24 protein-coding genes are annotated in these 26,420 nt (G+C 33.6%); 14 read left to right on the top strand and 10 right to left on the bottom strand.

What is annotated here, in order from left to right; genetic code table 11:
* Nucleotides 1–57: 57 nt before the first annotated feature.
* Nucleotides 58–1,785, top strand: coding sequence for a DUF262 domain-containing protein (locus B3C18_RS12555; protein WP_291147200.1), 1,728 nt, complete (start codon nt 58–60; stop codon nt 1,783–1,785).
* A 117-nt stretch (nt 1,786–1,902) separates the two neighbouring features.
* On the opposite strand, the gene B3C18_RS12550 is transcribed toward B3C18_RS12555, so the two are convergent.
* A complete protein-coding gene (locus tag B3C18_RS12550) occupies nt 1,903–2,307 on the bottom strand; it encodes a helix-turn-helix domain-containing protein (RefSeq protein ID WP_291147197.1) in 405 nt (134 codons plus the stop codon).
* Nucleotides 2,308–2,614: 307 nt separating this feature from the next.
* On the opposite strand from B3C18_RS12550, the gene B3C18_RS12545 reads away from it, so the two are divergent.
* From B3C18_RS12545 to B3C18_RS12520, 6 genes are all read left to right on the top strand, one after another.
* Entirely contained in the window at nt 2,615–3,052 is a 438-nt protein-coding gene (locus B3C18_RS12545; RefSeq protein ID WP_291147194.1) for a GNAT family N-acetyltransferase, read from the top strand.
* A gap of 233 nt (nt 3,053–3,285) precedes the next feature.
* Nucleotides 3,286–3,735, top strand: a complete 450-nt coding sequence (locus tag B3C18_RS12540) for a GNAT family N-acetyltransferase (protein WP_291147191.1) — start codon at nt 3,286–3,288, stop codon at nt 3,733–3,735.
* A 12-nt stretch (nt 3,736–3,747) separates the two neighbouring features.
* Complete coding sequence (locus B3C18_RS12535) at nt 3,748–4,119, top strand: hypothetical protein (protein ID WP_291147188.1); 372 nt, start codon at nt 3,748–3,750, stop codon at nt 4,117–4,119.
* A 106-nt stretch (nt 4,120–4,225) separates the two neighbouring features.
* Complete coding sequence (locus tag B3C18_RS12530) at nt 4,226–4,381, top strand: hypothetical protein (RefSeq protein WP_349680579.1); 156 nt, start codon at nt 4,226–4,228, stop codon at nt 4,379–4,381.
* Nucleotides 4,382–4,588: 207 nt separating this feature from the next.
* Entirely contained in the window at nt 4,589–5,914 is a 1,326-nt protein-coding gene (locus B3C18_RS12525; protein ID WP_291147182.1) for a hypothetical protein, read from the top strand.
* 15 nt (nt 5,915–5,929) lie between these two features.
* On the top strand, nt 5,930–7,288 hold the full coding sequence (locus tag B3C18_RS12520) for a hypothetical protein (protein ID WP_291147179.1): 1,359 nt from the start codon (nt 5,930–5,932) through the stop codon (nt 7,286–7,288).
* Between the two features lie 82 nt (nt 7,289–7,370).
* Here B3C18_RS12520 and B3C18_RS12515 read toward each other — a convergent pair whose 3' ends face one another.
* Nucleotides 7,371–8,732, bottom strand: coding sequence for a hydroxymethylglutaryl-CoA synthase family protein (locus B3C18_RS12515; protein WP_291147176.1), 1,362 nt, complete (start codon nt 8,730–8,732; stop codon nt 7,371–7,373).
* Between the two features lie 358 nt (nt 8,733–9,090).
* Here B3C18_RS12515 and B3C18_RS12510 point away from each other — a divergent pair, with 358 nt between their 5' ends.
* The 6 genes from B3C18_RS12510 (at nt 9,091) to B3C18_RS12485 (ending at nt 15,134) form a co-directional block, all read left to right on the top strand.
* A complete protein-coding gene (locus tag B3C18_RS12510; protein ID WP_291147173.1) occupies nt 9,091–9,756 on the top strand; it encodes a succinate dehydrogenase cytochrome b subunit in 666 nt (221 codons plus the stop codon).
* An 11-nt stretch (nt 9,757–9,767) separates the two neighbouring features.
* The gene (locus B3C18_RS12505; protein WP_291147170.1) at nt 9,768–11,768 is read left to right on the top strand and encodes a fumarate reductase/succinate dehydrogenase flavoprotein subunit; all 2,001 of its coding nucleotides are present in this window, start codon (nt 9,768–9,770) and stop codon (nt 11,766–11,768) included.
* A 95-nt stretch (nt 11,769–11,863) separates the two neighbouring features.
* Nucleotides 11,864–12,610: a succinate dehydrogenase/fumarate reductase iron-sulfur subunit gene (locus B3C18_RS12500; protein WP_053473331.1), complete on the top strand. Its 747-nt coding sequence runs from the start codon at nt 11,864–11,866 to the stop codon at nt 12,608–12,610.
* Nucleotides 12,611–12,717: 107 nt separating this feature from the next.
* On the top strand, nt 12,718–13,734 hold the full coding sequence (locus tag B3C18_RS12495) for a hypothetical protein (RefSeq protein ID WP_291147166.1): 1,017 nt from the start codon (nt 12,718–12,720) through the stop codon (nt 13,732–13,734).
* Nucleotides 13,735–13,878: 144 nt separating this feature from the next.
* Nucleotides 13,879–14,277, top strand: a complete 399-nt coding sequence (locus tag B3C18_RS12490) for a hypothetical protein (RefSeq protein ID WP_291147163.1) — start codon at nt 13,879–13,881, stop codon at nt 14,275–14,277.
* Nucleotides 14,278–14,387: 110 nt separating this feature from the next.
* On the top strand, nt 14,388–15,134 hold the full coding sequence (locus B3C18_RS12485; RefSeq protein WP_291147160.1) for a hypothetical protein: 747 nt from the start codon (nt 14,388–14,390) through the stop codon (nt 15,132–15,134).
* A 133-nt stretch (nt 15,135–15,267) separates the two neighbouring features.
* Here the strand turns inward: B3C18_RS12485 and B3C18_RS12480 are convergent, their stop codons facing one another.
* Nucleotides 15,268–17,571, bottom strand: a complete 2,304-nt coding sequence (locus B3C18_RS12480; protein ID WP_291147157.1) for a family 20 glycosylhydrolase — start codon at nt 17,569–17,571, stop codon at nt 15,268–15,270.
* A 191-nt stretch (nt 17,572–17,762) separates the two neighbouring features.
* Between B3C18_RS12480 and B3C18_RS12475 the strand changes: the two genes are divergently transcribed.
* Nucleotides 17,763–18,539, top strand: a complete 777-nt coding sequence (locus tag B3C18_RS12475; protein WP_053473326.1) for a DeoR/GlpR family DNA-binding transcription regulator — start codon at nt 17,763–17,765, stop codon at nt 18,537–18,539.
* Here B3C18_RS12475 and B3C18_RS12470 read toward each other — a convergent pair.
* From B3C18_RS12470 to B3C18_RS12440, 7 genes are all read right to left on the bottom strand, one after another.
* Nucleotides 18,536–19,606, bottom strand: coding sequence for a dipeptidase (locus B3C18_RS12470; RefSeq protein ID WP_291147152.1), 1,071 nt, complete (start codon nt 19,604–19,606; stop codon nt 18,536–18,538). The two genes, B3C18_RS12475 and B3C18_RS12470, sit on opposite strands and share 4 nt — an antisense overlap.
* Nucleotides 19,607–19,623: 17 nt before the next feature.
* The gene (locus tag B3C18_RS12465; protein ID WP_291147149.1) at nt 19,624–20,739 is read right to left on the bottom strand and encodes a D-TA family PLP-dependent enzyme; all 1,116 of its coding nucleotides are present in this window, start codon (nt 20,737–20,739) and stop codon (nt 19,624–19,626) included.
* A gap of 3 nt (nt 20,740–20,742) precedes the next feature.
* On the bottom strand, nt 20,743–21,390 hold the full coding sequence (locus B3C18_RS12460) for an aldolase (protein WP_291147146.1): 648 nt from the start codon (nt 21,388–21,390) through the stop codon (nt 20,743–20,745).
* 9 nt (nt 21,391–21,399) lie between these two features.
* Nucleotides 21,400–22,431, bottom strand: coding sequence for a sugar kinase (locus B3C18_RS12455; protein ID WP_291147142.1), 1,032 nt, complete (start codon nt 22,429–22,431; stop codon nt 21,400–21,402).
* A gap of 426 nt (nt 22,432–22,857) precedes the next feature.
* A complete protein-coding gene (locus B3C18_RS12450) occupies nt 22,858–23,325 on the bottom strand; it encodes a RidA family protein (RefSeq protein ID WP_053473321.1) in 468 nt (155 codons plus the stop codon).
* 4 nt (nt 23,326–23,329) lie between these two features.
* Entirely contained in the window at nt 23,330–24,649 is a 1,320-nt protein-coding gene (locus tag B3C18_RS12445) for a GntP family permease (protein ID WP_291147135.1), read from the bottom strand.
* Between the two features lie 228 nt (nt 24,650–24,877).
* On the bottom strand, nt 24,878–26,404 hold the full coding sequence (locus B3C18_RS12440; RefSeq protein WP_291147132.1) for a SusD/RagB family nutrient-binding outer membrane lipoprotein: 1,527 nt from the start codon (nt 26,402–26,404) through the stop codon (nt 24,878–24,880).
* Nucleotides 26,405–26,420 lie beyond the last annotated feature (16 nt).

Below are 26,420 nucleotides of genomic sequence, written 5' to 3'. Positions count from 1 at the left end.
TTTTAATTTAATTAAAATCAATTATATGTAAATTGCATATCTAACTAACTTTTTAATATGAACTTAACAAAAGTAACTGATAATACACATGAAATGAGTTTTCATGAATTGCTTTCTCAATCAGCTCAGCTTCAAATTCCACTTTTTCAAAGAGAGTACGTATGGACTGACAAGCAATTAACAAGAATGTTGAATGAGCTTGATGCTGTTATTGATGGCGAGGATGCGAATAGATTTTTGGGAGCAGTAATTGGTGTAAGAAGAGCTTCAAATCCTGCTGCTCCACAAATATTTGAGTTAGTTGATGGGCAACAAAGACTTACAACATTATATCTTTTAGTTGTTGCAGCGGCTTACGTATCTGCTAAAAATGGAGACGATGATTACGCATCTGGTTTAGTTAATACAAGCCTTGTTTTGACATGGTGGCAAAATGGTTCCAATACAAAATTAGTCCCTTCATATTCTGATAGAGCTCAATTAAACATTGTTTTTAGTCATTTATTTAATGCAGGCAAATTATCTGATTGGCTTAGCGTAAAAACAAAGTTACCAGAAAGATCAGGAAAAGATTCAGGAAAATTGACTAATCAATTTGATCGTATTCGAAAAATTCTGCAAAAAAGATATAAAGATTTTGGTGTTGAACATATACAGAATTTAGTTGAAGCCGCAACAACAAAATTAACTTTTGTTTTTATTTTACTAAGAGATCCTTCAAATGCAACAACCGTTTTTAAAGGTCTAAATGATCCAGGTATACCAATTGGTATAGGTGATTTGATTAGAAATGAAGTTTTTTCAAAAGTTTCGGAAAAACCAGAAGAGGCTTTTTCAATCCATAGAGATTATTGGCTTCCATTTAGAACTAAATTGGGAGATTATTTTGATAATTACTTTTTTCCATTTTCCATTATCTATGAGCCAGCAACTAAGAATGCGGATTTGTTCCTGGAACTTCAAAAAATTTGGAAAGGAGATGATCATGATCCAAAAGACATAATTGACAAATTAGACGAATATTCGGAAGAATATTTAGCACTGTGCTCAAATCGTTACCCAGATAGTTATGATAAAAAGGTAGTCACAAAATTAAAAGATTTAAGATCTGCAAATAATCCTAGTTCTACATTTCCTTTTCTTATGAAAGTATTAAAGGAGTATAAGAAGGAAAGGTTGAGTTTTAGTCAAGTTGTTGATATTCTGGATGGGATTGAGTCGTTTTTAGTTCGACGTGCATTATGTGGTATTGAACCCACAGGTTTACTAGTAATGTTTCGAACTTTATGGAATACAATAAAACATAATCCAACTAAACAAGAGTTGTTTAATGTAATTAATAAAAGGTCAACAATAGAGTGGCCAGATAATGAAAAATTAATCAACTCGATTCAGTCTCGATCAATTTATTCAGGGCATATTGCTAAATATGTGATTTTACAATATGAAAAATCTTTAAATGCGGATTTTCCAGAAATAGCAGATCCATGGATTGAACATATTTTGCCACAAAAGTTAAATCAAGATTGGGCGAAAATCTTTACAAAGGAAGAGCATGAAAAATATGTTCATACATGGGGTAATTTGATTCCCTTAAGTTCTCAAATGAATCAAAGCTTATCTCAAAATATATATGATGTTAAGAAATCGACAATTTCAAAGGATTCTATGTATGCAACAGGAAGGAGATTAGCAGAAGATTATGTTATTTGGAATGAAGAATCAATTAAACAAAGAAATAAAATATTGGCCGATTGGGCAATTTTAAGGTGGAAACGACAATAAGGAATATTATATCTATATTAAAAAAGTTAGTAATATATTATAATTCATTTATAATAAAAAAACCGAAGCCAATCCAGCTTCGGTTTTTTATTACTTAGAGTTAAATCTTTTTGGTAATTATTTTTCTTTAAGTAATTTTTCTAAATAAGATGCTTTATCTTTTTCAACCTGAATCAATCTTTCATAAAGTTGTTCATTTTTATCAATAGCTTCAAGAAGTTTATCTAATGGATTAAAAGTGCAATTATAGTTTTTTATAGAAGAAGAGTCGTCATTATAAGTATTTCCAATAATATTAAAAACAGCATCTTCAGAAAAATTTTTAATAGCTTCAGTTGAAACTCCTAATGCATCAGCAATAGTTTTTAATTTTTCGTCGTCAACGCTTTCGCTTCCTTCAATAATAGAGATAGATTGCTGAGTTGTGCCAATTGCCAGCGCAAGCGCTTCTTGCTTCATGTCTCTCAGTTCTCTAATTCGGCTTATGTTTCGGCCAATATGTTTTGGTTTTGCTGTGCTCATAGTTCAAAGATATTCAAAATTTTTTTATCTTTTTTGGTTTGTGTAGAAAACAAGTTTTTGTTTGTGAGATACAAATTGTGAATTATTTTCAGTTAATCAAAAATACAATTTTTCTGACTATTATTGATTTTAAAATATAGCGTTTGTATTGTTTTTGTCATTTCGACGAAGGAGAAATCTCCACAAGTAGCTCCGCAATCAAAATCGCCAATCTTTGTCGAGTTACTTGTGGAGATTTCTCCTTCGTCGAAATGACAAGATTGTGGAAAATCTTAGTAATTTAGAATCTTAATAATGCTATTAGATTATGGGAAAAGAAATCAAAATAAGAAAAGCACAAAACCAAGATCTAGACTTCGTTTACAAAGCAATCTGCGAACTCGAAAATGAAGTTTTAGATTTTAAAACTTTCGAAGAAATTTTCAATGAAAACATCTCAAACCCAAAAAACCTTTATCTAATTGCCGAAAACGAAAATGAAGGTTTAGGATTTATTAGTTTTCACACCCAAAATCTCCTCCATCATTGCGGATTAGTTGGTGAAATTCAGGAATTTTTTATTCATCAAAAATATCGAGGTCAGGGCGTTGGACGTTTATTAATAAATGAGATTTTAAATTTTGCAGATCAAAATAATTTGAAAAGCATCGAAGTAACTACAAATAAAAAACGATTAGAAAACGTGGCGATTTATGAAAATCTGGGATTTGCTTTGAGTCATAATAAGTTTACGATTTATAAGTAATCATTCTCAAATATTTCAATAGCCCCCAGTTTTAACTGGGGATAATATTGAGAAAACCGACGAGGGCTTTAGCCAAAAATAAATATTTAGGCTAAAGCCATTTATATTGAAGACTTTCTTGGACCTTCAGCTAAAGCAGGAGGCAATTAATTTGTATGTTGTGATCTTTGCCAAAGTTTTAAACTTTGATAAAGATTCGATCAATTTTAATTTCACATATTTTTTTCAAAGCAATGATAATTCAAAAAGCTAATATAACCGACAACGAAATCCTGACGGAAATAACCAAAAAATCAAAAGCTTATTGGGGATATTCTGAAGAGCAAATTCAAAAATGGGATAAAAATTTAACCATTTCGCAGGATTATATAAAAGAAAATCATGTTTACAAATTGATAAATGACAATCTAATTATAGGTTATTATTCTTATATTTTTCAAAACGAAAAGAATGTTACAATGGATAATTTATTTATCTTGCCCGAATATATTGGAAAAGGATTTGGAAAATATCTGCTTCTCGATTTTTTAAACAGAATGAAGGAAGCTAAAATCGAAAAGATAACACTCGATTCAGAGCCAAATGCTGAGGAATTTTATTCCAAAATGGGATTTGTAAAAATTGGAGAATTCGAAACTTCAATAAAAAACCGTTTCATGCCCGTTATGGAAATGAAACTTTAATAATAAACAGATTTGAAAAAACATATAAAATACCTAATTGCACTCTTTCTGGCTTTTGTCGTGATTGCGGGCGATGGTACTTTATATTCTCAATCAAAATCGGCAGAATATTACCAATCTTCGTTTGTAATTTTAAAAGGAGAATTAAATCTTAAAAATTCTCGTTTATATAAGTTTGGGCAAGTCGCTTCTTGCAATAAAACAAGATTTTCTATTGTTTTAAATTTTCTTAAAGCCGAAAATGTTTTTTCTTTTCAAATCAAGAAACTGTTGAAACTACAAAATCTGCTTCATCAAAAAATAAATTCATTTATAAATCACGCTGTTTTTATAAATGAAATAATCATTTCAAATCACTTCAGTAAAAGTTTATACAACGCTTAAGAAAAATTATTTCTTAAGATTTATGCAATCTCAAAGCATAAGATGATACAATAATGTCTAATCATTTATCATTTTTAAAATGTATAAACAAAATAAAAAATCTCGCTTGGAACAATCTAAGCGACCAGTTCTTCATCGGATAAAAAGAAAATTTATCATTATAATTACAGCCTTTATGTTAGGAATGGCAAACGGAATGCATACCGAAGATGCGCGAATTAAAGGAAATCAAAATTATACAGAGCAGCATAAAAAGGATTGATTGCTTTTTTATACGGCGACCTTTGTCAAAGTTTTAAACTTTGACAAAGGTTTTTACACGATATTGTTGTTCAAGTCTTTTTATTGAAATTATAAATGTGAGCTTTAGGCTTGTTTTTCAATGTTAAAAAAAATAATTTCAGTAACAAAATGTTAATTTATTTTTAATAGTTTTGGATAGATTCCTATACGCGCTATTACTCCTCTTATGAATAAAAAAACCAAGTTTTTTAAAAACGTTTTGCTGCTTCAATTTATTCCTATTCTTTTACTGGGCATTTTAATCCTGTCAAATTTCAGAGAACAAAAAACGCTTAGAATTAGACAGCTTCATCCATACGAATTTAATTATGGATATGCGATTCCGCTGTTGGTTTTTGGTATTGGTTTGGTTCTCGCACTCTTTAGTTTGTTTTCAAAACAGGAAAATATTCCACAAGATGATGAAGCGGAGATTTTGAAAATAAAACGCCAGCAGAATTTCTGGAAATTTGCCTTTTATTGTAATGTTTTCTTCTTAGCTGTTATTGCCATTTTTTCGGTAATAATTTCTCAAGAAGATTCTATTATTGTCGACGATCCAGTACTATTTTACGGTTCAATAATTTCAAGAGCTTTACTTGTTGTTGTGATAAGTCTGGTAACAGCTTCATTTTTTCTGGCAGCCGGAATCAATTGGAAAGAAAGCAAAACACTTGCAGTTTTCATTTTAATTTTCAGCTTTTTAATAATAGGCGCTTCGGTTTTTGGAGATATTCTTTTTATGGGAAAATTTCATGAGGCATCTGAAAGCTATAAAATCGCTAAAAACGAAAAAAGAATACCGGCAGAGGGAGAAGAACAGTTTGGCGATTATGATGGTGATGATAGTTACGAGGAAAGTGAAGAAGGTGATTATCAAGAAAGCGAAGAAGTTCAAGAACCTATAGAAATAGATAAGTCGAGACTTGAAGCTTCATGTGAGGCGATAACGCAGAAGTTGTTTGGAGAAAAAGAAGCTTGGCAGGTTAATGTTAAAGAATTTTGGCAGGATTATTTTGTGGATGTAAGATGGTTTATATCTAGCCAATTAGGTTCAGATTCAGAAGATAGCTATTTTTATTTGTTCAATTATATTGAGAATCTAAAAGACCGTCCCAAGGAACTTCAATCTGCATTTGAAAGCTATAAATCAATTCTCTATAATACCCTTTCTAAAGAAACTTACCAAGACAAACATTTAGATGAAATTGTAGACGGATTATTAATGGCTTATGATGATGTAGGCACAGATAGTGAAAAACTGAATGAAATTTACAAAGTTATGCAAAGTGACCCTGAAAAATCAGGCACTTATAGTATTGCAGGATATTTGCCAGGGCTGGAGAAATATTGTTCTCCTTATGCACTTAGAGAACTGAGGCGTGATAAAGTTTTTTGTGCCCATAGTTCTGATGTTGTTTGGTTTTACAGTTTTTGGGCAAGAAGAAACAAAGACGGGAGCGTAAATGAAGCAGTATCAATTTTAAAAGAAATTAAAGAGCATTACAAATAAATATCTTAAGTAAGAATGATAAAATCTTATAAAACAATTTTAATAGTTCAGTTTTTCGTAATAATTGTAGTTGCTTTTTTATTTTATAATATACAATACGGTATTGACTTTGCAGTTATTTCAAAAATTCCTTTATTGTTAATTGGCTTTTCTCTTTTTCTTGTATTAGGAATTTCAATATTAATTCAGCGATTAATAGCAGCAATTATTAATTCTGATTCTGCTGATAATTCAGAAAATGACGAAGATAAATTTTGGCGCAATTCTTTCTTTACAAATGTAGTTTTCAGTACCATTGTATTTCTGTCTTCTCTTGTTTGTGTGATTCTGAGTTTTAAAATTGGTATAAAAGGTTATGAAGGTTTCGGAATACGATTTTCTGTTTTTTTAGGAATTGTATTTATTGCAAGTTTGCTTGTAGGTCTTTTTTTTAAGATAAAAGATTCTGTCAATGAAGTGAGTCCGTTGCTTGGAGGCTTAATGATTTTTCTTTCAGTACTTATTTTTGGAGGTTCTTTATTTATCGGTTTAAACAATCTGTTGACGTTGCAGTATTCTACAAATGAAGTGGTAGACACTTTAAAGACAATCCCTGAAGTAGATGAAACGACTGAAATGAGAACTGATACAGCCTATGCAGTTATAGACAGTTTCGCGATAGATAGTGTAGCTATTTATGAAGGATTCGAAGAGTTAAGAAATTACGAAGATGATTATTACGGTATTAAAGATTTTAGTTATCCTGAAATAGAGAAAGAAATTGATTCTAAAGGAATATTTAATGATGATAATTGGAATGAAACACAGGATTATCTTAGGTTTTTCTTGTCAAATTTTTTGAAGCTGAGAAAAGATCAGTCTTTTATGGAAATTAGAAGATCGATTCAGATGGGACTTCGCTTAAATAATTCTCATGGAATTCTTGATAAAATTAAAATGGTTCGATATAATTCAAGAGATCTTGAAGATGCATTTAATAATTATAGTCCTTTGGTTTATGCATTTATATCTAACAAAATGTATTTTGACTCTAATCTAAATTTATTAGTTGACGCTCTTATTAAAAGTTATGATGATATTGATGCATTAGATCCAGATATGAATGCTCTGGAGAATATTTATGATATTATGGCTTCTTCCAGAAAATATCCTATGGTTTATTTTCCAAAGATTAAACCTTATGTATCACCAGCAGCTTTACAGTTAATCAAGAAAAATGCTGATAGAAATGGAGAAAGCCTATACAGTACTCAGTTAACCACAGTATGGATTTATAGTTTCTGGGCAAGACGAAATAAAGAAAGAAATATAGGTGTTACTTACGATATTTTGGTAAAAATAAAAGAACATTACGAAGGAAAAGAAAATGAGTGAATAAAAAAACCGAAGCGAAGGCTTCGGTTTTTTTTATAGAAACTCCAGTTTTGGAATTTGGAGTTTCTTTATTGAAATTTTATTAATCCACCCATTTATAATATCTCGCCCCAATCAAAACCGGAATCTCTTTTTCAATTCGGTCTAAAACCCATTCGTTTTTTGGAGTTCTTACACTTTGTTTTTGTTCTTTTTTATGAAGACTTTCATAAGTGTTGAAATCAATTTCTACGCTTTCGGCCAAATTTTCAAAAAGTTTTACATTCTCTAAAGCCAACTTCCATTCTGGCTGAATTGTTCCTTCAAAAACTTTTGATTTCGATCCGCTTCCGTAAGCTAAGAAACCAAATTTAGTTCCTGAAACGTCTTTATTCGTATCATAAAAATGAGCCAAAGTCGATAATAATCCCATGAAAATAGAACCTGTATATAGATTTCCAATTAATGAAGAAGCCAATTCTGCAGGCTGTAATTTCTCGGTTACAAAACTTCTGTAATCCTCAGATTTTGCTACTTCTTTAATTTTTGTCTGATAATCTGCAGGTGCAATATTATCGGCAATAATTTTTTCGGCACTGTCTAAAGCATAGATTTCAGATAACATTCTTCTACCTTGGAAAGAATATGGCAAGTGCATTACAATACTATGCCAAGTATTATATAACGTTTCGGTAGTATTTTTTAATTTTTTGAATGAAAAGTAAGCATTTCGCGTACGATCCATATAACATTGGTTGGAATATTGACCGTCAAAAACCGGCTGATCTTTGTGGATTTCGATTTCGGCTTCTAAATTGTCAAACCAAGAATCGTTGTTGGTATTTTTTGTGATTTCTTCTTTAGAAACAGTTCTGTACGGTTTAAAGAAATCAAAAACACCTTTTGTACTCGTTGCCCAATTATCATCAAAAGCAATAATTTTTGGATCTGCCGTAATCAGCATCGCAACAGCCCCAGCGCCCTGTGTATATTCTCCGCCAGAATTTAAATCGTATTTTGCAAAATCAGTTGTAACTACAATTGCTTTTTTAGTCGGATTTAATTTTACAAAATCAAGACAGTTTTGCAAAGCGTCAACACCGCCAATACAAGCAAAAGTAAAATCTACAACATCACATTCTGCCAATGAATCTTCGCCAAATTTTTGCTCCATCAAATTAATTAAATAAGAAGCAATTGGTTTCGAACTGTCGATGCCGCTTTCGGTACCAACATAAATTCGGCTTATTTCGTTTAAGTTGATTTTATTATCAGTAATAAGTTTGGTTAAAGCATTTGCTCCAAAAACAACCGCATCCTGATGAACATCCGGAAAAGTCATTTTAAGTAATCCAAGACCTTTTTCTAATTTTTCAGGTTCAATATTTCTGGCGTTTGCCAAAGTTTTTATGGGTAAGTGTATGTTTGCAACATCAAAAGAGATGGCATCAATTCCTGTTTTCATTCTGTTATTTTTTGAAGCCGATAAAGGTAAAACTATGTAATGGAATGACAATTTTTTGCTTACATAAAATTATGTGCAGCTGGCACTTTTGAAGAAAACAAATCAAAACTTTGAATAAAATATCAATATCATAATTTTTAGGAAACTCTTAAGTATTGAAATTAGACTGAAATGACTCTAAAGCAGTTTTTTAAGCTTTTCTATACTAAATTATTTATTATTAAAAATAAATTTATACGTAAAAATACGTATACGTAGCCTATTTTAAAATCATTATAAATAACAACGAAATGGTTGTAGTTCTTTTGTAATTGAGTTATTTTTGTCTAATTTTTTAAAACAAACTACTTAAACACTTATGGCACAATCTGCACAGTTGAATGCTTCCATCTTAAAGAAAGTGGCTATGGCTCTTTCGGGAATATTCTTAATCACGTTTTTAGCGCTGCATGTTACCCTAAATTTTATTTCTATTTTGAGTGAAAACGTTTTCAACGAAGTCTCTCATTTTATGGGTTACAATCCGTTGATACAATATGTAATGCAGCCAGTTTTGGCATTCGGAGTAATTTTGCACTTCGTAATGGGATTCATTCTTACTGCTCAAAACAGCGCAGCAAGACCAATTGCTTATGCAAAATACAACGGAGCTGCAAATGCTTCTTGGAGTTCTAGAAATATGATTATTTCTGGATTGGTTATTTTGGCTTTCTTAGGATTGCATTTTTATGATTTCTGGTTTCCTGAACTTGGCTACAAATATATAGCAGGTACAGCTCCAGATGCTACAAGATATTATGGAGAGTTAGTTCATAAATTTCACAGCCCGATACGTACAGGATTATACTGTGTATCTTTTATCCTTTTAGGATTTCACTTATGGCACGGATTTGCTTCTTCACTTCAATCAGTGGGAATGCACAACAAATATTCTCGATTCTTAAGTAAAGTTGGTTTATGGTTTGCAGTTGTAGTACCAGCCGCTTTCGTAATTATCGCATTATTTCATCATTTCAATAATTAATATCAATTATAATGGCATTAGATTCAAAAATTCCTAGTGGTCCTATAGCGGACAAATGGACAAATTATAAAGATCATATTAATTTAGTAAACCCTGCTAACAAACGTAATTTAGATATTATTGTAGTTGGTACAGGTTTAGCTGGAGGTTCTGCTGCGGCTACTTTAGCTGAGTTAGGGTATAACGTAAAAGCATTTTGTTTTCAGGATTCACCTCGTCGTGCGCACTCTATTGCTGCGCAAGGAGGTATTAATGCTGCAAAAAATTATAAAGGTGACGGTGACTCAGTTTACAGATTGTTCTACGATACTGTAAAAGGTGGTGACTACCGCGCACGTGAGGCAAACGTTCACCGTTTGGCTGAAGTTTCTGCAAATATTATTGACCAGTGTGTGGCTCAAGGGGTGCCATTGGCTCGTGAATATGGCGGACTTCTTGATAACCGTTCTTTTGGAGGAACTTTGGTTTCTCGTACATTTTACGCACAAGGACAAACAGGACAACAATTATTGTTAGGAGCTTATTCTGCAATGAACCGTCAAATTGGTCGTGGAAAAATTAAAATGTACAACCGTCACGAAATGCTTGACATTGTAATCGTGAACGGAAAAGCGAGAGGTATTATCGCTCGTAACTTAATCACTGGAGAAATAGAAAGACATTCTGCTCACGCGGTAGTAGTTGGTTCTGGAGGATACGGAAACGTATTTTTCCTTTCAACAAATGCTATGGGAAGTAACGCAACAGCAGCTTGGAAAATTCATAAAAAAGGAGCGTTTTTTGCAAATCCTTGTTACACACAAATTCACCCAACATGTATCCCGGTTTCAGGAGATCACCAGTCAAAACTGACTTTGATGTCTGAATCATTACGTAATGATGGTCGTATTTGGGTACCGAAAAACTTGGAAGATGCAAAAGCAATCCGTGAAGGAAAGAAAAAAGCAACAGATTTATCTGAAGAAGAAAGAGATTATTTCTTAGAAAGAAGATACCCAGCGTTTGGTAACTTAGTTCCTCGTGACGTTGCGTCTCGTGCGGCTAAAGAAAGATGTGATGCTGGTTTTGGAGTTAACAAAACTGGAGAAGCAGTTTACTTAGATTTCGCAGCAGCAATTAAGCGTTACGGAACTGAAGACGCTTACGTAAAAGGTTTAGATGATAAAGATGCTGCTTTGATAACTAAATTAGGAGCTGCAATCGTGAAAAGTAAATACGGAAACTTATTCCAGATGTACTATAAAATCGTTGATGAAGATCCTTATACAACACCAATGATGATTTACCCTGCGGTTCACTACACAATGGGTGGAACTTGGGTTGATTATAACTTAATGACTACAATTCCTGGATGTTTCTCAATTGGAGAATCTAACTTCTCTGATCACGGAGCAAACAGACTTGGAGCTTCTGCTTTAATGCAAGGTTTAGCTGATGGATATTTCGTATTGCCATATACTATTGGAGATTATTTAGCTCCGGATATTAAAATGGGAGAAATTTCTACAGACTTACCAGAATTCGTTGAAGCTGAGAAAGCGGTTGTTGATCAAATTAATAAATTTATCAATAATAACGGAACTCATTCTGTAGATTATTTCCACAAAAAATTAGGAAAAATCATGTGGGATAAAGTAGGTATGGCTCGTAATGCTAAAGGTTTAACTGAAGCTATCGAAGAAATTGCTGCTTTACGTGAAGAGTTTTATAAAGATGTAAAAGTTCCTGGAAGCGCTTACGAATTTAATCAGGAATTAGAAAAAGCAACTCGTGTTGCCGATTTCTTAGAATTAGGAGAGTTGTTCGCGAAAGATGCTTTACACCGTAATGAATCTTGTGGTGGCCACTTCCGTGAGGAATACCAAACAGAAGAAGGAGAAGCACTTCGTGATGATGATAACTTTGCATACGTTGCAGCTTGGGAATACAAAGGAAAACCAAGTGATGCAGTATTACACAAAGAACCTCTTAATTACGAAAACATTAAATTAGTTCAAAGAAGTTATAAATAAGAATTTGGTCGAAAGCCCAAAGTCTTAAAGTCAAAAGGCAAAATGTGCCAAGCGACTTTCGACTTTCGACTTTATGACTTTCAAACGAAAAAGGTATGAAACTTACATTAAAAATATGGCGTCAAAAAAACGCCCAAGATAAAGGAGGGATTGTAGAATATCCTATTGATGGAATTGAACCAGACATGTCTTTCCTTGAAATGCTTGATGTTCTTAACGAACAATTAATCAATAGAGGAGAAGAGCCAGTAGCATTTGACCACGATTGTCGTGAAGGAATCTGCGGAATGTGTTCTTTATTCATCAACGGTGAAGCACACGGACCAGACAGAGGTGTTACAACTTGTCAGTTACACATGCGTATGTTTAAAGATGGTGATACGATTTTTATCGAGCCATTTAGAGCAAAAGCTTTCCCTGTAATTAAAGATTTAGTTGTTGACAGAAGTTCTTTTGACAGAATTCAACATGCAGGAGGATTTATCTCTGTAAATACTTCAGGAAATACAATTGATGCGAATACAATTCCAATCAACAAACACGATGCAGATAAATCATTTGATGCTGCAGCTTGTATTGGTTGCGGAGCTTGTGTTGCAACTTGTAAAAACTCATCGGCAATGTTATTCGTTTCTGCAAAAGTTTCTCAATATGCATTATTACCGCAAGGTAAAGTTGAAGCAGTTGACCGTGTATTAAACATGGTTCACCAAATGGATTTAGAAGGTTTCGGAAACTGTACAAATACAGGAGCTTGTGAAATCGAATGTCCAAAAGGAATTTCGCTGGAAAATATCGCACGTATGAACCGTGAGTATTTAGCAGCAAGCTTGAAAGGATAAGAGAATACAACAATTTAGTATATTTAAAAAACGCATTCATTAATTTGAATGCGTTTTTTTTGTACTACATTTATTCCATAAATAATAACCAAAAACAAAATCATTTAATGAAAAGAATTTTACTATTTGTAATGCTGGTTTTCAGCGTTAAAAACTATTCTCAGGTTTCGGTTTCTCCGTCTGACAGAGGAGCAAACGAAAAATTTGAAAAAGGAGAGTTAGAAAAATTTAAGGCTACAACTACCATTTTTGTACTGCCTCAAATAAATCAAAAAGAAGATTACGAAAAAATTTTAAAAGAAGTCTGGACTGTAACTCCTTACAAATTAGTTGAGTTTAAAGATTTTAATATAACAGGTTATGCTGACGATGCCTATTCATTTGCAGAGCTTTTTGGAGATATAAGAGTAACAGGAAAAGGTACTGTTTATGTTCATACTAACTTTGGAATACAACTTTTAGATCAGGAAAAATTTGAGAAAGGTTTTGCAAAGCTTAAATCAGATGATAAAAAGTATAGCAGAAAACTGAAAAGTCTTTTTAATGAAAATTTATCGTTTGTTGCAAGAGCCCCGCTTTCTGTTAATTCTAAATTTTTAGCAGATGCAATGGTTGCAAGATCAGATGAAAAAGCAAGTCTTCTTTATGATAGAATGTATACCGAAAAATCGTTTACAAATACCAATTTAGGAATGCTGAAAAACTACTTTCAGCAAATAAATAAAATGCTTACTAAAGGAGAAAACATCGGACTTTATGACGATTTTGTTACTCCCGAAATTAAAAATCTAAAAGATAATACATTGTATATTCCTGAAGCTTATAAACTGGAGTTTAGCCCTTGGAGAATATCAGAAAAAGAGAGAGACGAAAAAGATCTTAAAGAACTTTTAGAAGATTATAAATATAAGTATGAATTTATAAAAGATGAGGATTTAGAAAAGAAGATTTTAAATAATGAAGAGATTTATTATTTAAGATATGTAAGCATGAATGCAAATAAATATTTGCAGGTTGTTAATGCTAAAACAGGCGATCCGGTATATTATTTTTATGGAGCGGCAACGTATAATTTAAAGGATAATGACTTTGAAAAAATTAGCAAAGCCATTAGCGGTAAATAATTTTTTAAGATAAAAGAAGAACGCATTCATTAATTTGAATGCGTTTTTTTTATTTCATTAGAAATAGTGATGTGTAATTAAAGCGTTCAAAATAAATTTGATTCCATTATAACAACTGTTCTTAAAGCAGTAAAAGGAACAAATATGTTTACGATGAATATGCCTTTTTTTACTAATGATAATTATTTGTATTATCAATTACTGTTTACTTGTATTTTGTTTCTGCTGCTGTTTTTTATTGGCGGTTTTTCAGAATCATTTGTAATTGAATATGGTTCTTATGTGTTTGCCGGAAGCATTATTATAAGCTTTTTGATTTCATTTTTTATAGATCATTACTGGCAGTTTTTACTGCATTGGTTTTTGCTGTCGATGGCTCAATTTCTTTTTTGGACCTTGCTGATTTTTATTTGCGGACACTATGGAAAACCTCATAATGGAGATGGCTGGATCATACTTTTACTTCCTGGTTATTTTTTACCCTTTTTGATATTTGTTTCTGTTTTAATAAAAGTCCTGAAAATTATAATCCGGAAGTTTTAGCAGATAAAACATCTTTTATGAAGAGATTTCAAATTATTAAATCATTATAAATAGTGATGCAGGTTTAAATAAGACGCGATAAATTTGATCTTATTATAATAGATTTAAAAATGTACAAAACCATCCGAATAATAGTTTCTTTATTAGTATTAATTAGTTTGTTTTCCTGCGCTCAGGAAGAAAATACAGAAAAAGAAAATATCCAAAAAGAAAGCATCAGTAAAAAATGGATAGTGCAAAATTCAACAGAATTCCAATCGGTTGAGTTTGATAAAAACGGAAACTATATCATCATAAAAAATGAAATCAGTAAAACGTCAAAAAAGAACGCCGAAATTTTTGTTTTTGGCACTTATGAAGTTTTAGATACAGATATTTTATTGCTTTCTAATTTCGGTTCAATGAAATTTGACGACAGCGATCCCAGCAACATTAAGTTTTCAATCAAATATGAAGGATCTGATACGTATACTTATGAGCTAAAAGTTGTAAAAGCTGCTGAGTTTACCAGTACGCCCAAAACAGATTTGTTATGTGACAATACCTGGAAACGTATCAAAAAAGAGCCAATTCAGGATACGGTCAGTTTAGTGAATTTTTCGAAAGCAGGAACGTGTTTTACCAATTTCAGCATTACTTCTCAAAACAAAGGAAGTTATCTGGAATTTGGTAAATGGCAATGGAAAGATGCTGGAGAAACTAAAATAATAATTACTCAATTGAAATACCCGCTTTGGGTTTTAGATAAAGATGGCGAGGTAGAATTAGAAATAAGCAATTTAAACAGTACAAAACTTGAAATGAGAGAAGTTTTTGATGGTAAAACTTATGATGTTGCTTTTGATGTTTTTAAGTGAGAAAATAAAGAGAAAAGAACAAAGAGAAAAGAGAGAAAACGGAATACCGAACACTAAAAATAAAGAGCAATAGTTAATAAATAGTAGAAAGTAAAAACGCATTCATTTGGTTAGTGAATGCGTTTTTTATGTTTTATTCGTAATATAATTGCGAAGCACTTATTTCCTGTTTTTCTTTTCCTTCCTGCTGAATAAAACAAGTTAAAGTAGTTCCTCCAATTTGATCAAAATAACCAATGTTGATTTTATGAAACCCTTTTTCAAGTTTAACCACTCCGTAAGCTTCATTGAGCCAATGAATGCCATCGTTATTTGCAACTAATTCATTATCTATAAAAAGCTTCGATCCGTCGTCTGAAAGGGTCGAAATTGTATAATTTGCCGTTTCTGGAATAAAGATGTATCCGTCGAATTTTAAGCCGATATAACGCTCTATTTTCGATTTCCATCTTTCACTGCTTATTTTGCCTTCAAAAATACCGGAATTGACAGGTTTTGCCAATTCTAAATCCTGAACCTGCTGAAACAATGCTCCAGTAAAATAATCAAATTTTAATCCTTTTTTTGTTGGTTTTACCGCTAAAGCTGATTTCAGCTCTGGATTTCTAACCAATATTTTACTGATCGAACTTTTTCTACCGCTTGGGCTAATTTGAACCGTTTTTATAATTCGGAATTCGCCTTTTGGGATATTTATCGTTACAGGTTTAGTATAAAGTTCTGCCGTTTCATCCGGATTATAACCATCAATGGTATAAAAAATCTGCCCGTTTTTAATTGTTGGTTTTAAATCCAGAATATATTTTGATCCAATTAAAGCTGTTTCTTCGGCTCCAAAAGGAATTGGAACTTTATACATTCTTTTTTGTGCTTCCAGTTTTTCTAAATGATGCGGAATTCTGTTCAAAATAAAATTGTTGTAGTTTTTATTCTGAGGTTCTGTCCAGGCAATTTCTGCCAAAGCAAATACGCGCGGATAAATCATATAATTTAATTTCGCCGGACTTATCAAATATTCAGACCAAAGATTCGACTGCACGCCCATAATATATTTTTGCTCCTCAATCGTTAAGCTGTCTACAGGAGTTGGGTTGTACTTGTAGATTTTTTCAACCGTTGTTAATCGTCCAATTGTTAAAGGTTCCTGTGGAGAATAACCTTGATTGTAATCTAAATATAAAACCTGTTCAGGATTCATGATTACAAAATGTTTTTGTCTTGCAGCGCTGATTCCGCCAGATTCACCTCGCCAAGACATCACAGCTGCATTTGGAGCAAGTCCGCCTTCCAGCATTTCGTCCCAGCCTAAAATTTGTCTTCCGTGTGCGTTTAAGAATTTCTCAATTCGGGTTGTGAGGTAACTTTGTAATTCATGTTCATTTTTTAAACCTAAGTCCTTAATTCTCTTTTGACAATTCGGACATTCTTTCCATCTTGCTTTTGGACATTCGTCTCCGCCAATATGAATGTATTTACTCGGAAATAAAGCCATAACTTCAGTTAGAACATCTTCTAAAAAAGTAAAAGTTTCTTCTTTTCCGGCACAAAAAATATCTTCAAAAACGCCCCATGATTCTACCACTTTATAATTTCGATCCGGAAAACAGGATAAATTTGGGTAAGCTGTTACCGCCGCTGTTGCATGACCCGGCATTTCGATTTCGGGAATAATATTTACATAATGGTCTTCGGCAAATTTTACAATGTCTTTAATTTCTTCCTGAGTATAAAAACCGCCGTATGGATTTCCGTCAAAAAAATAAGGAAATCTTTCAAATTTATTGCCTACTAAAGTCTGCGCTCTTTTCGAACCGACTTCGGTCAGTTTTGGATATTTTTTTATCTCAATTCTCCAGCCCTGATCATCTGTTAAATGCCAATGGAAATTATTTAATTTATAACATGACATTTGTGCAATAAAATCTTTTATAACATCAACAGAGAAAAAATGACGGCAAACATCAAGGTGAAGCCCGCGGTAGTCGTATCTGGGCTGGTCTTCAATAGAAATGCAAGGTAATTTTACTTCCTGATTTTTGGGTTGATTCGGCAAAAGCTGCAATAAACTCTGAACCGCATAGAATAATCCTTCTTCACTTCCGGTTACGGTTATTTTTTTGGAAGAAATATTGATTTTGTAAGCCTCTTTTTTTGAAACTGCAGATGGTTTTTCGGCAATAAACAAAACTTCAATATTGCTTTTTTTATTTGACGTATTTGAGTTTATAGCCGACTCAAAAATCTGTGCTGTTTTCAATTCTTTTGCGCTGTATTTATTTTTATCAAATACAATTTTAATTTTTCCGCTTATGCGAATGCTGTCTCCGGTTGATTTATAAAAATTGGGAGCGGGAATAATCGAAATATTATCTGAAGTACTTTGTGCATTTCCGAAAGAAAAACAGAAAATCAAAAAGAGAAATATACTTTTTTGCATGGTTACTTTTTTGTTTTGTGAATCAAATTTAAGGTTTGTAAAATTAGTCTGCATTTTTTTTGCAAAAGGTATTGGCGTTTAAATGTCTTTAAAATAGCGTAATTAACTTTTTAATTACGTTGTGTTATAATTTGTTTCGCAAGAATATTGCATTTATTGTTTACATTTGTCCTTACAAAAAACGAATTTGCATGAATAATGATAATGAAGTGGTTAATTACACTAAAGAAGAACGTAAAAATCTTATTTTAAAAGAGATTAACTTGCATACTCGTGTAAGTTTTGAAACCCTTTCGGCTAAATTATTTGTTTCAGAAGATACTGTAAGACGTGATATAAATGAACTTGAGTCAGAATCTTTATTGATTAAAGTGAAAGGCGGGGCGATGACAAAAGCCTATCACCATTCTTCCTCTAATCAAACTTATGCGGGCGAATCCAAACAAATTATTGCGCAAAAAACGTTAGGCCTTCTTCATGACGGAATGGTTTTATTAATTGGCGGCGGAACGACAATTAGAGAATTCATTCGTTTAATTCCTAATGATTTAAGTTTAACTATTTTTACGGTTACCGTTTTATCTGCGGTTGAACTTTTGGATAAACCCAACGTTAAAATTATCATGATTGGCGGCAGCATTTCATCCTACAGCCAAATGTGTGTGAGCGGCGATGTTTACAATCAGCTTGCTAATATTAAAGTCGATTTACTAATATTAGGAACCAATGCTTTAGATATTGAAGGCGGTTTCTCAGATTCTGACTGGGAAACGGTTCAGGTTAAAAAAGCAATGATTCAGGCTTCAGAAAAAACAGCGATTCTTACGATTTCTGAAAAACTGGATACGGTTCTAAAAATGAAAATTGCCAACTTATCTGAGGTAGATTACGTTGTGACGGAAGTTGATCCAAGCGACGAAAAATTACAATCGTATAAGAAGGCAGTTCCAAGTTTAGTTTTTATTTAATCCCAATTTTTCATTAAAAAGTTGATCCAGTTTTGGTGAAAGATTTTATCTAAATCTTCATCAGAATATCCGTGGTTTTTAAAAATCAGAACCAATTTTTGCAAGTCAGCAATCGTATTTAAATCATACGGAGATTGTTCTGTACCAAAAGCGCCGTCTAAATCTGAACCTACACCAATGTGGTTCGCATTTCCGGCAAGCTGGCAAATATGATCCATGTGTTTAAAAACCGTTTCTAAATCACAATTCATTTTTAATGGCATCGAAATACCTCTCTGCCAATTCGGAACTAACATCCAAGCATCTAAAGCGCCTCCAATAACAGCTCCTCTAGAAATCAAAGCTTTTATCATTTCATCGCTGTATTGACGATTATGATCAACCAAACTTCTGCAATTGTTATGACTTGCCCAAACCGGCCCGTTATAATGATCTAAAGCCTGCCAAAAAGCATCGTCGCACAAATGCGTTGCATCCAGAATAATATTCAAACGTTCCATTTCTTTTAATAAATCAAGACCGTTTTGATTCATTTTTCCGGTTGCGTCTGTTCCGTTTGCGTAACGTCCGGGGCCGTAATGTGCAGGGCCAATCGCTCGTAAACCGTAATTGTATGCTTTTTCTAAATAAGAAATATCAATTATAGAATCAGCGCCTTCTAAACTCAAAATATACCCAATAGGTTTTTTATCGTTTGGAGTACCGTCGTTCCATAAATCAAGTTGTTTTTGGAGTGATTTTTTATCAGTAATTGGTGTTATTTCTCCAGCTTCTTCCATGGCTTTGTACCAAGTTAATTGCCCTTGCGTTTGTGCCCAAGCTTGTTCAGGAGAATTCCAACCCGGAATAATACTGCCCGGTTTTACAAATCTTGCAATTTGTGTTGCCACAACAATTCCGATATTACCGCGTCGCAAATCAGGAAACGAAACTGTCGCACGTTCGCGATCTGGTTTGTCCGTCATTCCTTTTTCTAAACTACGCAGCGTGGGAACATCATTTCTTAAATCACGGTTCCATTCCATTGCATTCATGCTCAGGTCTAAATGGGCGTCTATTATAAACATATATTTTGACTTAAATTTTATATATTAATTTCTCTGCTTCGGGCGGCAACCTTCCATTGATCACAAATTTGATGTCCTTTATTTACAACCTGAACTGTATCGTAAAGTGCACAGGTAGGGCATACGTGATATGGAAGTGCATAAATAGTATCGCCAATTTTATACTCGTTTTTCCCTTTATTTTCTAAAATCAAATGTTCTTCAGAATGTGATGTTGGGATTAGGTTTTCATCATTTAAAATCACTAATCGTTTCTCAATTGGATTTTCTGAAGCAACAGCTTTGTAGCCAATATCTATACAAAGTGTTGCATTTGTTGGTTTTGAAATTATGGTTCCAACGATAACCAAAGCAGGTTTGAATTTTTGTTCAGGCAGATGAATCTGATAATTAGAATCCCAAAAAACAAATGTTCCCGGACTGCATTCAACATTTTCCTGCGTGGCATAAAATGGAAAAGTATTAGAACCACCGGCAACAATTTTTAATTCGTAACCCAATTTTTGTTCGATTGCTTCTGTTTTTTCTTTTATTTCAGAAAATGAATTTGAAGCCGTATTCGTTCGTTCTTCGACACTGCCTTTTAAATGACCGTCGTAAATATGGATTCCTTCAAAATGAAGGTTTTTTAATTTAATAATTTTATCAATTAAATTCGTCCAATCTTGCGAAATTGAAAACCCAGTTCTGTTCATTCCGGTATTTAAATCCAGATAAATGTTCAGTTTTAAATCATTTTCTTTAGCAATTTCATTTAAGGCTTTCGCCGAATCCAGATTGTCTGTAATTGTTGAGAAATTAGTATTCGGATATTTTTGAATTAACGAAATCCATCTTTCTTTTTTAATTCCAACAGGCTGATAGGCGAGAAAAACATCTGGAATTTCGTGAATTGCCGCAAGTTCGGCTTCGGCAATTGTGGCGCATTTTATTTTTTTGATGTTGTAAATTTTAAACAACTCCAGAATTTCACCAATTTTATGGGTTTTAATATGAGGCCTTAATTTTTGTGTGTCACCATTTACTGAACCAATAAGGCGTTCAAGATTAAACCGGATACGATCTTCGTAAGCGGCTAAAAATGGCGTATCAATGTTGATATCAGATTTAATTTTCCACCAATTTTCCTGCATAATTTAGTTTCTTGTTTTTTCTACAACTTCAATTAAATTTTGAAAAGCCTGCAATGCCTGCTCGTAATTTAAATTCAAAAGCATTTCTTTCGAAAATAAATTAGAACCAATTCCCACGCATACCACTCCAGATTTAAACCACGATTTTAAATTGCTTTCTTCGAGTGTTACGCCTCCGGTTGGCATTATTTTTAAATTTGGAAAAGGCGCTCTTATCGCTTTTACATATCCGGGACCGCCAATTTTATCAGCCGGAAAAAGTTTTACAACTTCGGCACCTAATTTATTGGCGTGTAATATTTCATTTAAAGTAGCAGCCCCGGGAATCCAGTAAATATTATTCTTAAGGCAGTACGCTCCAATTTCCGGGTCAGTGTGCGGACAAACAATGCAGTCTGCCCCTAATTGATGGTATATTGCTGCTTCATCAACAGACAAAATAGAGCCAACGGCTATTTTAACATCCAGATTATTTGCTTTTTTAAAGGCTGTCATTTGAGTAAAAACTTCTTTTGCATCATTGGCGCGAGCAGCAAACTCGATAATTTTTATGCCAGCATCAGCCGCTGATTGCAATACTATTTGGGCTGTTTCAATGTTGATTTGGGTTACTAACGGAAGTACACCTTGCGTTTTTAAAATGCTGTACATATTCTTTATTTATCTATTAATTCTATTGCTTGAGCCGTTTTTAATAAAATGACTTATTTCGTTGAGATTGCTTATCGCGAAATCTCCGTGAATGCTTTGTTTGATTACGCCGCAGGCTGTTGCCCATTCAATGCATTCCTGTCCGGATAATTTATTAGATAATCCATATAATAATCCTGCGTTGAAAGCGTCTCCAGAACCAATTTGGTCGGTTACAACATGTATTTTGTGTTCTGGCGTTTGGTAAAAATTATCTTCGTGTATCAATAAACCTTTGTATAAATGCGCCGGCCCGTCTGATTTTCTAAAACTCATTGCCAATGTTTTTAGAAAAGGCATTTTTACTTTTAATAATTCGAAGGTTTTTTGAAAACGATTTTCATCGGATTCGTTTTTATCGGTTTTGATTCCGAAATAAATTTCAATCGCATCTAGATCAGCAACCGTAATTGTGCTGTATTGTAATAAATCGGGCATAATTTCCGACGGATGTTTTCCGTACTGCCATAATTTTGATCTGTAATTAAAATCAGAAGAAATGGGTAAGCCTTTTTTATGTGCTGTCAAAATCGCTTCTTTGCAAGCTAAACCAGCTTCATGAGAAACTCCCGGACTTATTCCTGACCAATGAAAATGCGTAACATCTTCTAAAACTTCATGCCAATTAATTTGATCTTTTTGAATGGTTGCAAATGACGAATTGCTTCGGTCGTAAATAACCTGAGATTGTCTGATTTGGTTCCCGGATTCGACAAAATATAACCCCAAACGTTCTCCGCCATAAACACATTTTGAAGTATTTACTTTGTATTTCTGAAGTTCGTTTAAAGCCAGTTGTGCCAAATCATTTTGAGGCACTCGGGTAATATAATCGGTTTGGATTCCGAGTTGGGAAAGTAAAACACAAACATTGGCTTCGGCACCGCCCACATGAATTTTTATTTCATCTGCCTGTGTAAACCGGTTTCCATTGGCAACATTCATCCGAAGTAATAATTCTCCAAATGTTGCTATTCTTGTTTGTGGGATATTTGTATTCATGTTTTTTGTTTTTTGCCACAGATTATATAGATTAAAATGATTTATAAACGTAACGGTTAGTTCTTAAACACATAGAAACATAGTTTATGAAAGTGTTGAAAAAGGCGTTTCACTTTGCATTAATAAACATAGCTATGTGTAAAAGCTAGCTTTTTTTCCTTCCTCCTAGTATTCAAGTAAAAATCTATGTTTCTATGTGTTTAATTTTTTCGCCACGAATTACACGAATTTGCACTAATTTTTATATGCTTGAAGTAAAAAAAGTAATTCGTGAAAATTTGTGTAATTCGTGGCGAAAAAAAAATAATCCTTTTAATCTATATAATCTGTGGCCTATATTTTTTACATAACCACAGACTTAGAATCAAAGTATTTTCTTAACCAATTCAGATTGCTCTTTAATCGTTATCGTCTGTGGCCTATTTTTTAGAATAATTCGAAAACAGCTTCAACTTCAACAGGAATATTGTCCGGTAAAGAACCCATTCCTACGGCGCTTCTTACTCCAATTCCGTTTTCCTGTCCCCAAACTTCAGCAAACAATTCACTGCAGCCGTTTATTACATACGGATGTCTTAGGAAATCGCCATTGCAATTCACCATTCCAAGGACTTTTATCACTCGTTTTACTTTGTTCAGGCTTCCAAAATTGGTTACAATTGTCGAAAGCATAGTTAAGCCGACTTGTCTTGCGGCCAGTTTTCCTTCTTCGATATCCATGTCATCGCCAATTCGGCCAATGATTAAAGATTTATCGTCGCGAACAGGGCCATGACCAGAAAGATACAAGTATTTTCCGTCGACTAAATAAGGTTTATATATACCAAGAGGTTGAGGTGCTGGCGGTAATGAAAGGCCAAGGGTTTCAAATTTTTCTTGTGGTAATAAATTCATGATATTAATGTATAATTGAGTTTAAAATAAATACGAAAACAATTCCTAAAACAGATACTAAAGATTCCATAACCGTCCATGATTTGAACGTGTCTTTCAGGCTGATATTAAAATATTCTTTGAACATCCAAAAACCCGGATCGTTTACATGCGAGCACATTAAGCTTCCGGCTCCAACAGATAAAACTAATAGATTGGGATCGAGACCAGTAGTTTGTAACAAAGGTAATAAAACACTCGCAGTCATTAATCCGGCTGCGGTTGCAGAACCCACACAAACGCGAATAATCGCTGCCATCATCCAGGCCAATAAATACGGATGAATGTTTATTTGTGTTAAGGCCGCAACAATAGTTTCGTTTACACCGCTTACAATCATAACTTCTTTCAAACTTCCGGCACCGCCTACAATTAAAACAATCAAAGCGACATCTTTTATCGCAACGGCGTAATCGTCCATTACAGATGTGATGCTTCGGTTCATTCTTATTCCTAGAGTATAAGTACAAAGAAGTAAAGAAATCAACATAATCATACTTGGTTCTCCAACTGTTTTGCAAATCTCAATCAACGTTTCATTAGTTGAAATTAAAGGCAATATTGAAGTTATAGTCAAACCAAAAACCGGAAATAAAGCCGAGAATAAACTAAGCGAAAAACTCGGAAGTTTACCGTAGTTTACGACTTCTTCGACATTCAAAATTTCATGATCCGATTCGGTTTTGATGTTTTTAAGCAGATTAGAAAATAATAGTCCGGCAATAAAAATAGTCGGGATTGCGATTATTATTCCGTAAACTAAAACAAGTCCAATATCAGCATTTAAAATACTGCTCAAAGCCATTGGTGACGGATGTGGGGGCAAAAAACCGTGTGCTACTGAAAGCGACGCCAGCATTGGAATTCCCAGATATACTTTTGACAGTTTAAATTGATGGGCTACTGAAAAGATTAGAGGTACTAACAAAACAAATCCAACACTATAAAATAGAGGTATCCCAACAATAAATCCGGTAATCATTAAGCCGAGTCGAACGTATTTTCTGCCCGTCCATCCCATGACTGTTTTGGCAATAACATTGGCGGCGCCTGATGAAACGGTAAGTTTCCCAATACAGGTTCCGAAAACAATAATCAGCGTAATAGATCCTAACATTTCGCCCAAACCTTTTTGAACGGTTTGTGATAAAGTGCTTATTGGCAGGCCTAAAAACAGACCTGCTAATAAAGCTGTTATGATAAAGGCAATAAACGGATTGATTTTAAGCCAAGCTATTTGTATGATTAAAAACGCAATGCATGCCGTAAGAATTAAAATGCTCATTTATCTTTTTGTATAATATTATTTTTATCCCTGTCTAAGGATTAAAATTCTTCAATTTGTGCCGTCAGGCACTTAATACCGGTAGAAAACATGAATTAGAATATCTCGAGCGTGCCGTAGGTACGCAATTATTGTTGTTTTGTTGCGTACCTACGGCACGCCAATGGATTTGAAACTAATTTTCTACCGATATTAAGTGCCTATGGCACATTTCAACTCTTGATTCGTTTATTTATCCCACCAGATTTTTGTTGTAAAAAGGTCTTGACCTTGTCGCTTAACCGCTTCTGCTAAGTTAGTTGAATTCACTGAATATTCACTGGTTGGATATTTGAAACGTCTTGGTATTGTGCCGTTTGTAACGTTACCCGGAAAGTTTACAGGAACTAAAACCGGATAACCTGTTCTTCTCCAGTTAGCATAAACTTCCTGCTCGTCCACAAATAGAGCAATATAAACCTGTGTATGAATTTGATTCATTTTAGCCTCAAAAGATCCTGCTGCATTGTACGGATTTGCCGTTAAATATGGTGTTGCATCTGGAATAGTATAGGCTACTCCATAAATTCCCATGTTTAAGAAAGAAGCTTGAACACCTTTTTCATATAAATCTTTATCAGATGCAGCGTACCATCCTCTTGCAGCAGCTTCGGCTAAATATAAATTAGTTTCGGCGTTGCTGATCAATACAAGCGGCGCATCGTATTTAAAAACGGTACTTTGGTTAGGCTCAGAATACGTTGCTTGTTCAGTAGGAGTTGGGGCAATTTTAGTTCCGTTAGGGAAACCTTTTTGAACGGCAAGCGCTGTATTTTGAGTTGTTCCCTGCCAAACTCCCGCATAAACACTAATTCTAGGATCGGCAGTTGATTGTAATAAATCGATAAATGTTTTGGCTAATTTTCCGCCTTCCACATTTTTTGTACCGTAAGAACCCGCTGTAAAATCTTGTTTTCTGGAGTCGAAACCAACCGGATTTCGGTTAAAATCATTTGGGCCATCCGTGTATTTCATGATTGCATTATCTGCAGTATTTAAAATTACGCCTCCGGCAATCGCTTTTGTTACCCAGGTTTGTGCCAATGCAGCATCAACTTTTGTTAATCGTAATCCTAAACGAAGCATTAACGAATAAGAGAACTTTTTCCATTTGGCAACATCTCCATCATAAATAAAATCAGATTTGCCGAAACTTGGTTTTGCCGGATCTAATGCCGCAGCCGCTTCGTCTAATTCTTTCAATAAATCTTTATAGATAAATTCCTGAGAATCATATTTAGGAAGAAAGATTTGTGTGCTGTTTGCTTTTGCAGCTTCAGAATATGGAATATCTCCATATAAATCTGTAATTCTGTGGTATAAATAAGCTTTCCAGATTCTTGCAATATTCAATTTATTGCTTTCGTTTGGATTGTTTTTTACCTCATTGATTACAACTTCTGTTTCATTTAAAGCAGTTGGATACGCCTGATTGAAATAAGCAGAATAATAAACTTCATTACTCAAATATTTATCACCAGCTCCAGATGCTTCTTTGTAAGTTGCATAATGCTGCAACATTCCGCCGCATTCTAAAATATTAGTTGCAAAATAATTGTTGTTTAGTCCGTCAAGCTGTGCTTTACTGAAAACAAAATTTGGATCTGGTTTTTCAACTGAATTAGGGTTCGTATTGATTTCTTCAAAATCATCGGTACAAGCTGTCATACTTCCTAAAAGTAAGCCTGCGATATATAAAAGGGTTATCTTTTTCATGTCTTTTAATTTAATT

This window comes from Flavobacterium sp. UBA7680, assembly GCF_002482975.1.
Classification (GTDB): domain Bacteria; phylum Bacteroidota; class Bacteroidia; order Flavobacteriales; family Flavobacteriaceae; genus Flavobacterium.
This window is presented reverse-complemented; position numbering and strand designations above follow the sequence as displayed.

Excerpts from the sequence above, each read along its gene's own strand:
- B3C18_RS12555 (WP_291147200.1), top strand. The coding sequence starts at position 58 with ATGAACTTAACAAAAGTAACTGATAATACACATGAAATGAGTTTTCAT.
- B3C18_RS12550 (WP_291147197.1), bottom strand. The coding sequence starts at position 2,307 with ATGAGCACAGCAAAACCAAAACATATTGGCCGAAACATAAGCCGAATT.
- B3C18_RS12545 (WP_291147194.1), top strand. The coding sequence starts at position 2,615 with ATGGGAAAAGAAATCAAAATAAGAAAAGCACAAAACCAAGATCTAGAC.
- B3C18_RS12540 (WP_291147191.1), top strand. The coding sequence starts at position 3,286 with ATGATAATTCAAAAAGCTAATATAACCGACAACGAAATCCTGACGGAA.
- B3C18_RS12525 (WP_291147182.1), top strand. The coding sequence starts at position 4,589 with ATGAATAAAAAAACCAAGTTTTTTAAAAACGTTTTGCTGCTTCAATTT.
- B3C18_RS12520 (WP_291147179.1), top strand. The coding sequence starts at position 5,930 with ATGATAAAATCTTATAAAACAATTTTAATAGTTCAGTTTTTCGTAATA.
- B3C18_RS12515 (WP_291147176.1), bottom strand. The coding sequence starts at position 8,732 with ATGAAAACAGGAATTGATGCCATCTCTTTTGATGTTGCAAACATACAC.
- B3C18_RS12510 (WP_291147173.1), top strand. The coding sequence starts at position 9,091 with ATGGCACAATCTGCACAGTTGAATGCTTCCATCTTAAAGAAAGTGGCT.
- B3C18_RS12505 (WP_291147170.1), top strand. The coding sequence starts at position 9,768 with ATGGCATTAGATTCAAAAATTCCTAGTGGTCCTATAGCGGACAAATGG.
- B3C18_RS12500 (WP_053473331.1), top strand. The coding sequence starts at position 11,864 with ATGAAACTTACATTAAAAATATGGCGTCAAAAAAACGCCCAAGATAAA.
- B3C18_RS12495 (WP_291147166.1), top strand. The coding sequence starts at position 12,718 with ATGAAAAGAATTTTACTATTTGTAATGCTGGTTTTCAGCGTTAAAAAC.
- B3C18_RS12490 (WP_291147163.1), top strand. The coding sequence starts at position 13,879 with ATGTTTACGATGAATATGCCTTTTTTTACTAATGATAATTATTTGTAT.
- B3C18_RS12485 (WP_291147160.1), top strand. The coding sequence starts at position 14,388 with ATGTACAAAACCATCCGAATAATAGTTTCTTTATTAGTATTAATTAGT.
- B3C18_RS12480 (WP_291147157.1), bottom strand. The coding sequence starts at position 17,571 with ATGCAAAAAAGTATATTTCTCTTTTTGATTTTCTGTTTTTCTTTCGGA.
- B3C18_RS12475 (WP_053473326.1), top strand. The coding sequence starts at position 17,763 with ATGAATAATGATAATGAAGTGGTTAATTACACTAAAGAAGAACGTAAA.
- B3C18_RS12470 (WP_291147152.1), bottom strand. The coding sequence starts at position 19,606 with ATGTTTATAATAGACGCCCATTTAGACCTGAGCATGAATGCAATGGAA.
- B3C18_RS12465 (WP_291147149.1), bottom strand. The coding sequence starts at position 20,739 with ATGCAGGAAAATTGGTGGAAAATTAAATCTGATATCAACATTGATACG.
- B3C18_RS12460 (WP_291147146.1), bottom strand. The coding sequence starts at position 21,390 with ATGTACAGCATTTTAAAAACGCAAGGTGTACTTCCGTTAGTAACCCAA.
- B3C18_RS12455 (WP_291147142.1), bottom strand. The coding sequence starts at position 22,431 with ATGAATACAAATATCCCACAAACAAGAATAGCAACATTTGGAGAATTA.
- B3C18_RS12450 (WP_053473321.1), bottom strand. The coding sequence starts at position 23,325 with ATGAATTTATTACCACAAGAAAAATTTGAAACCCTTGGCCTTTCATTA.
- B3C18_RS12445 (WP_291147135.1), bottom strand. The coding sequence starts at position 24,649 with ATGAGCATTTTAATTCTTACGGCATGCATTGCGTTTTTAATCATACAA.
- B3C18_RS12440 (WP_291147132.1), bottom strand. The coding sequence starts at position 26,404 with ATGAAAAAGATAACCCTTTTATATATCGCAGGCTTACTTTTAGGAAGT.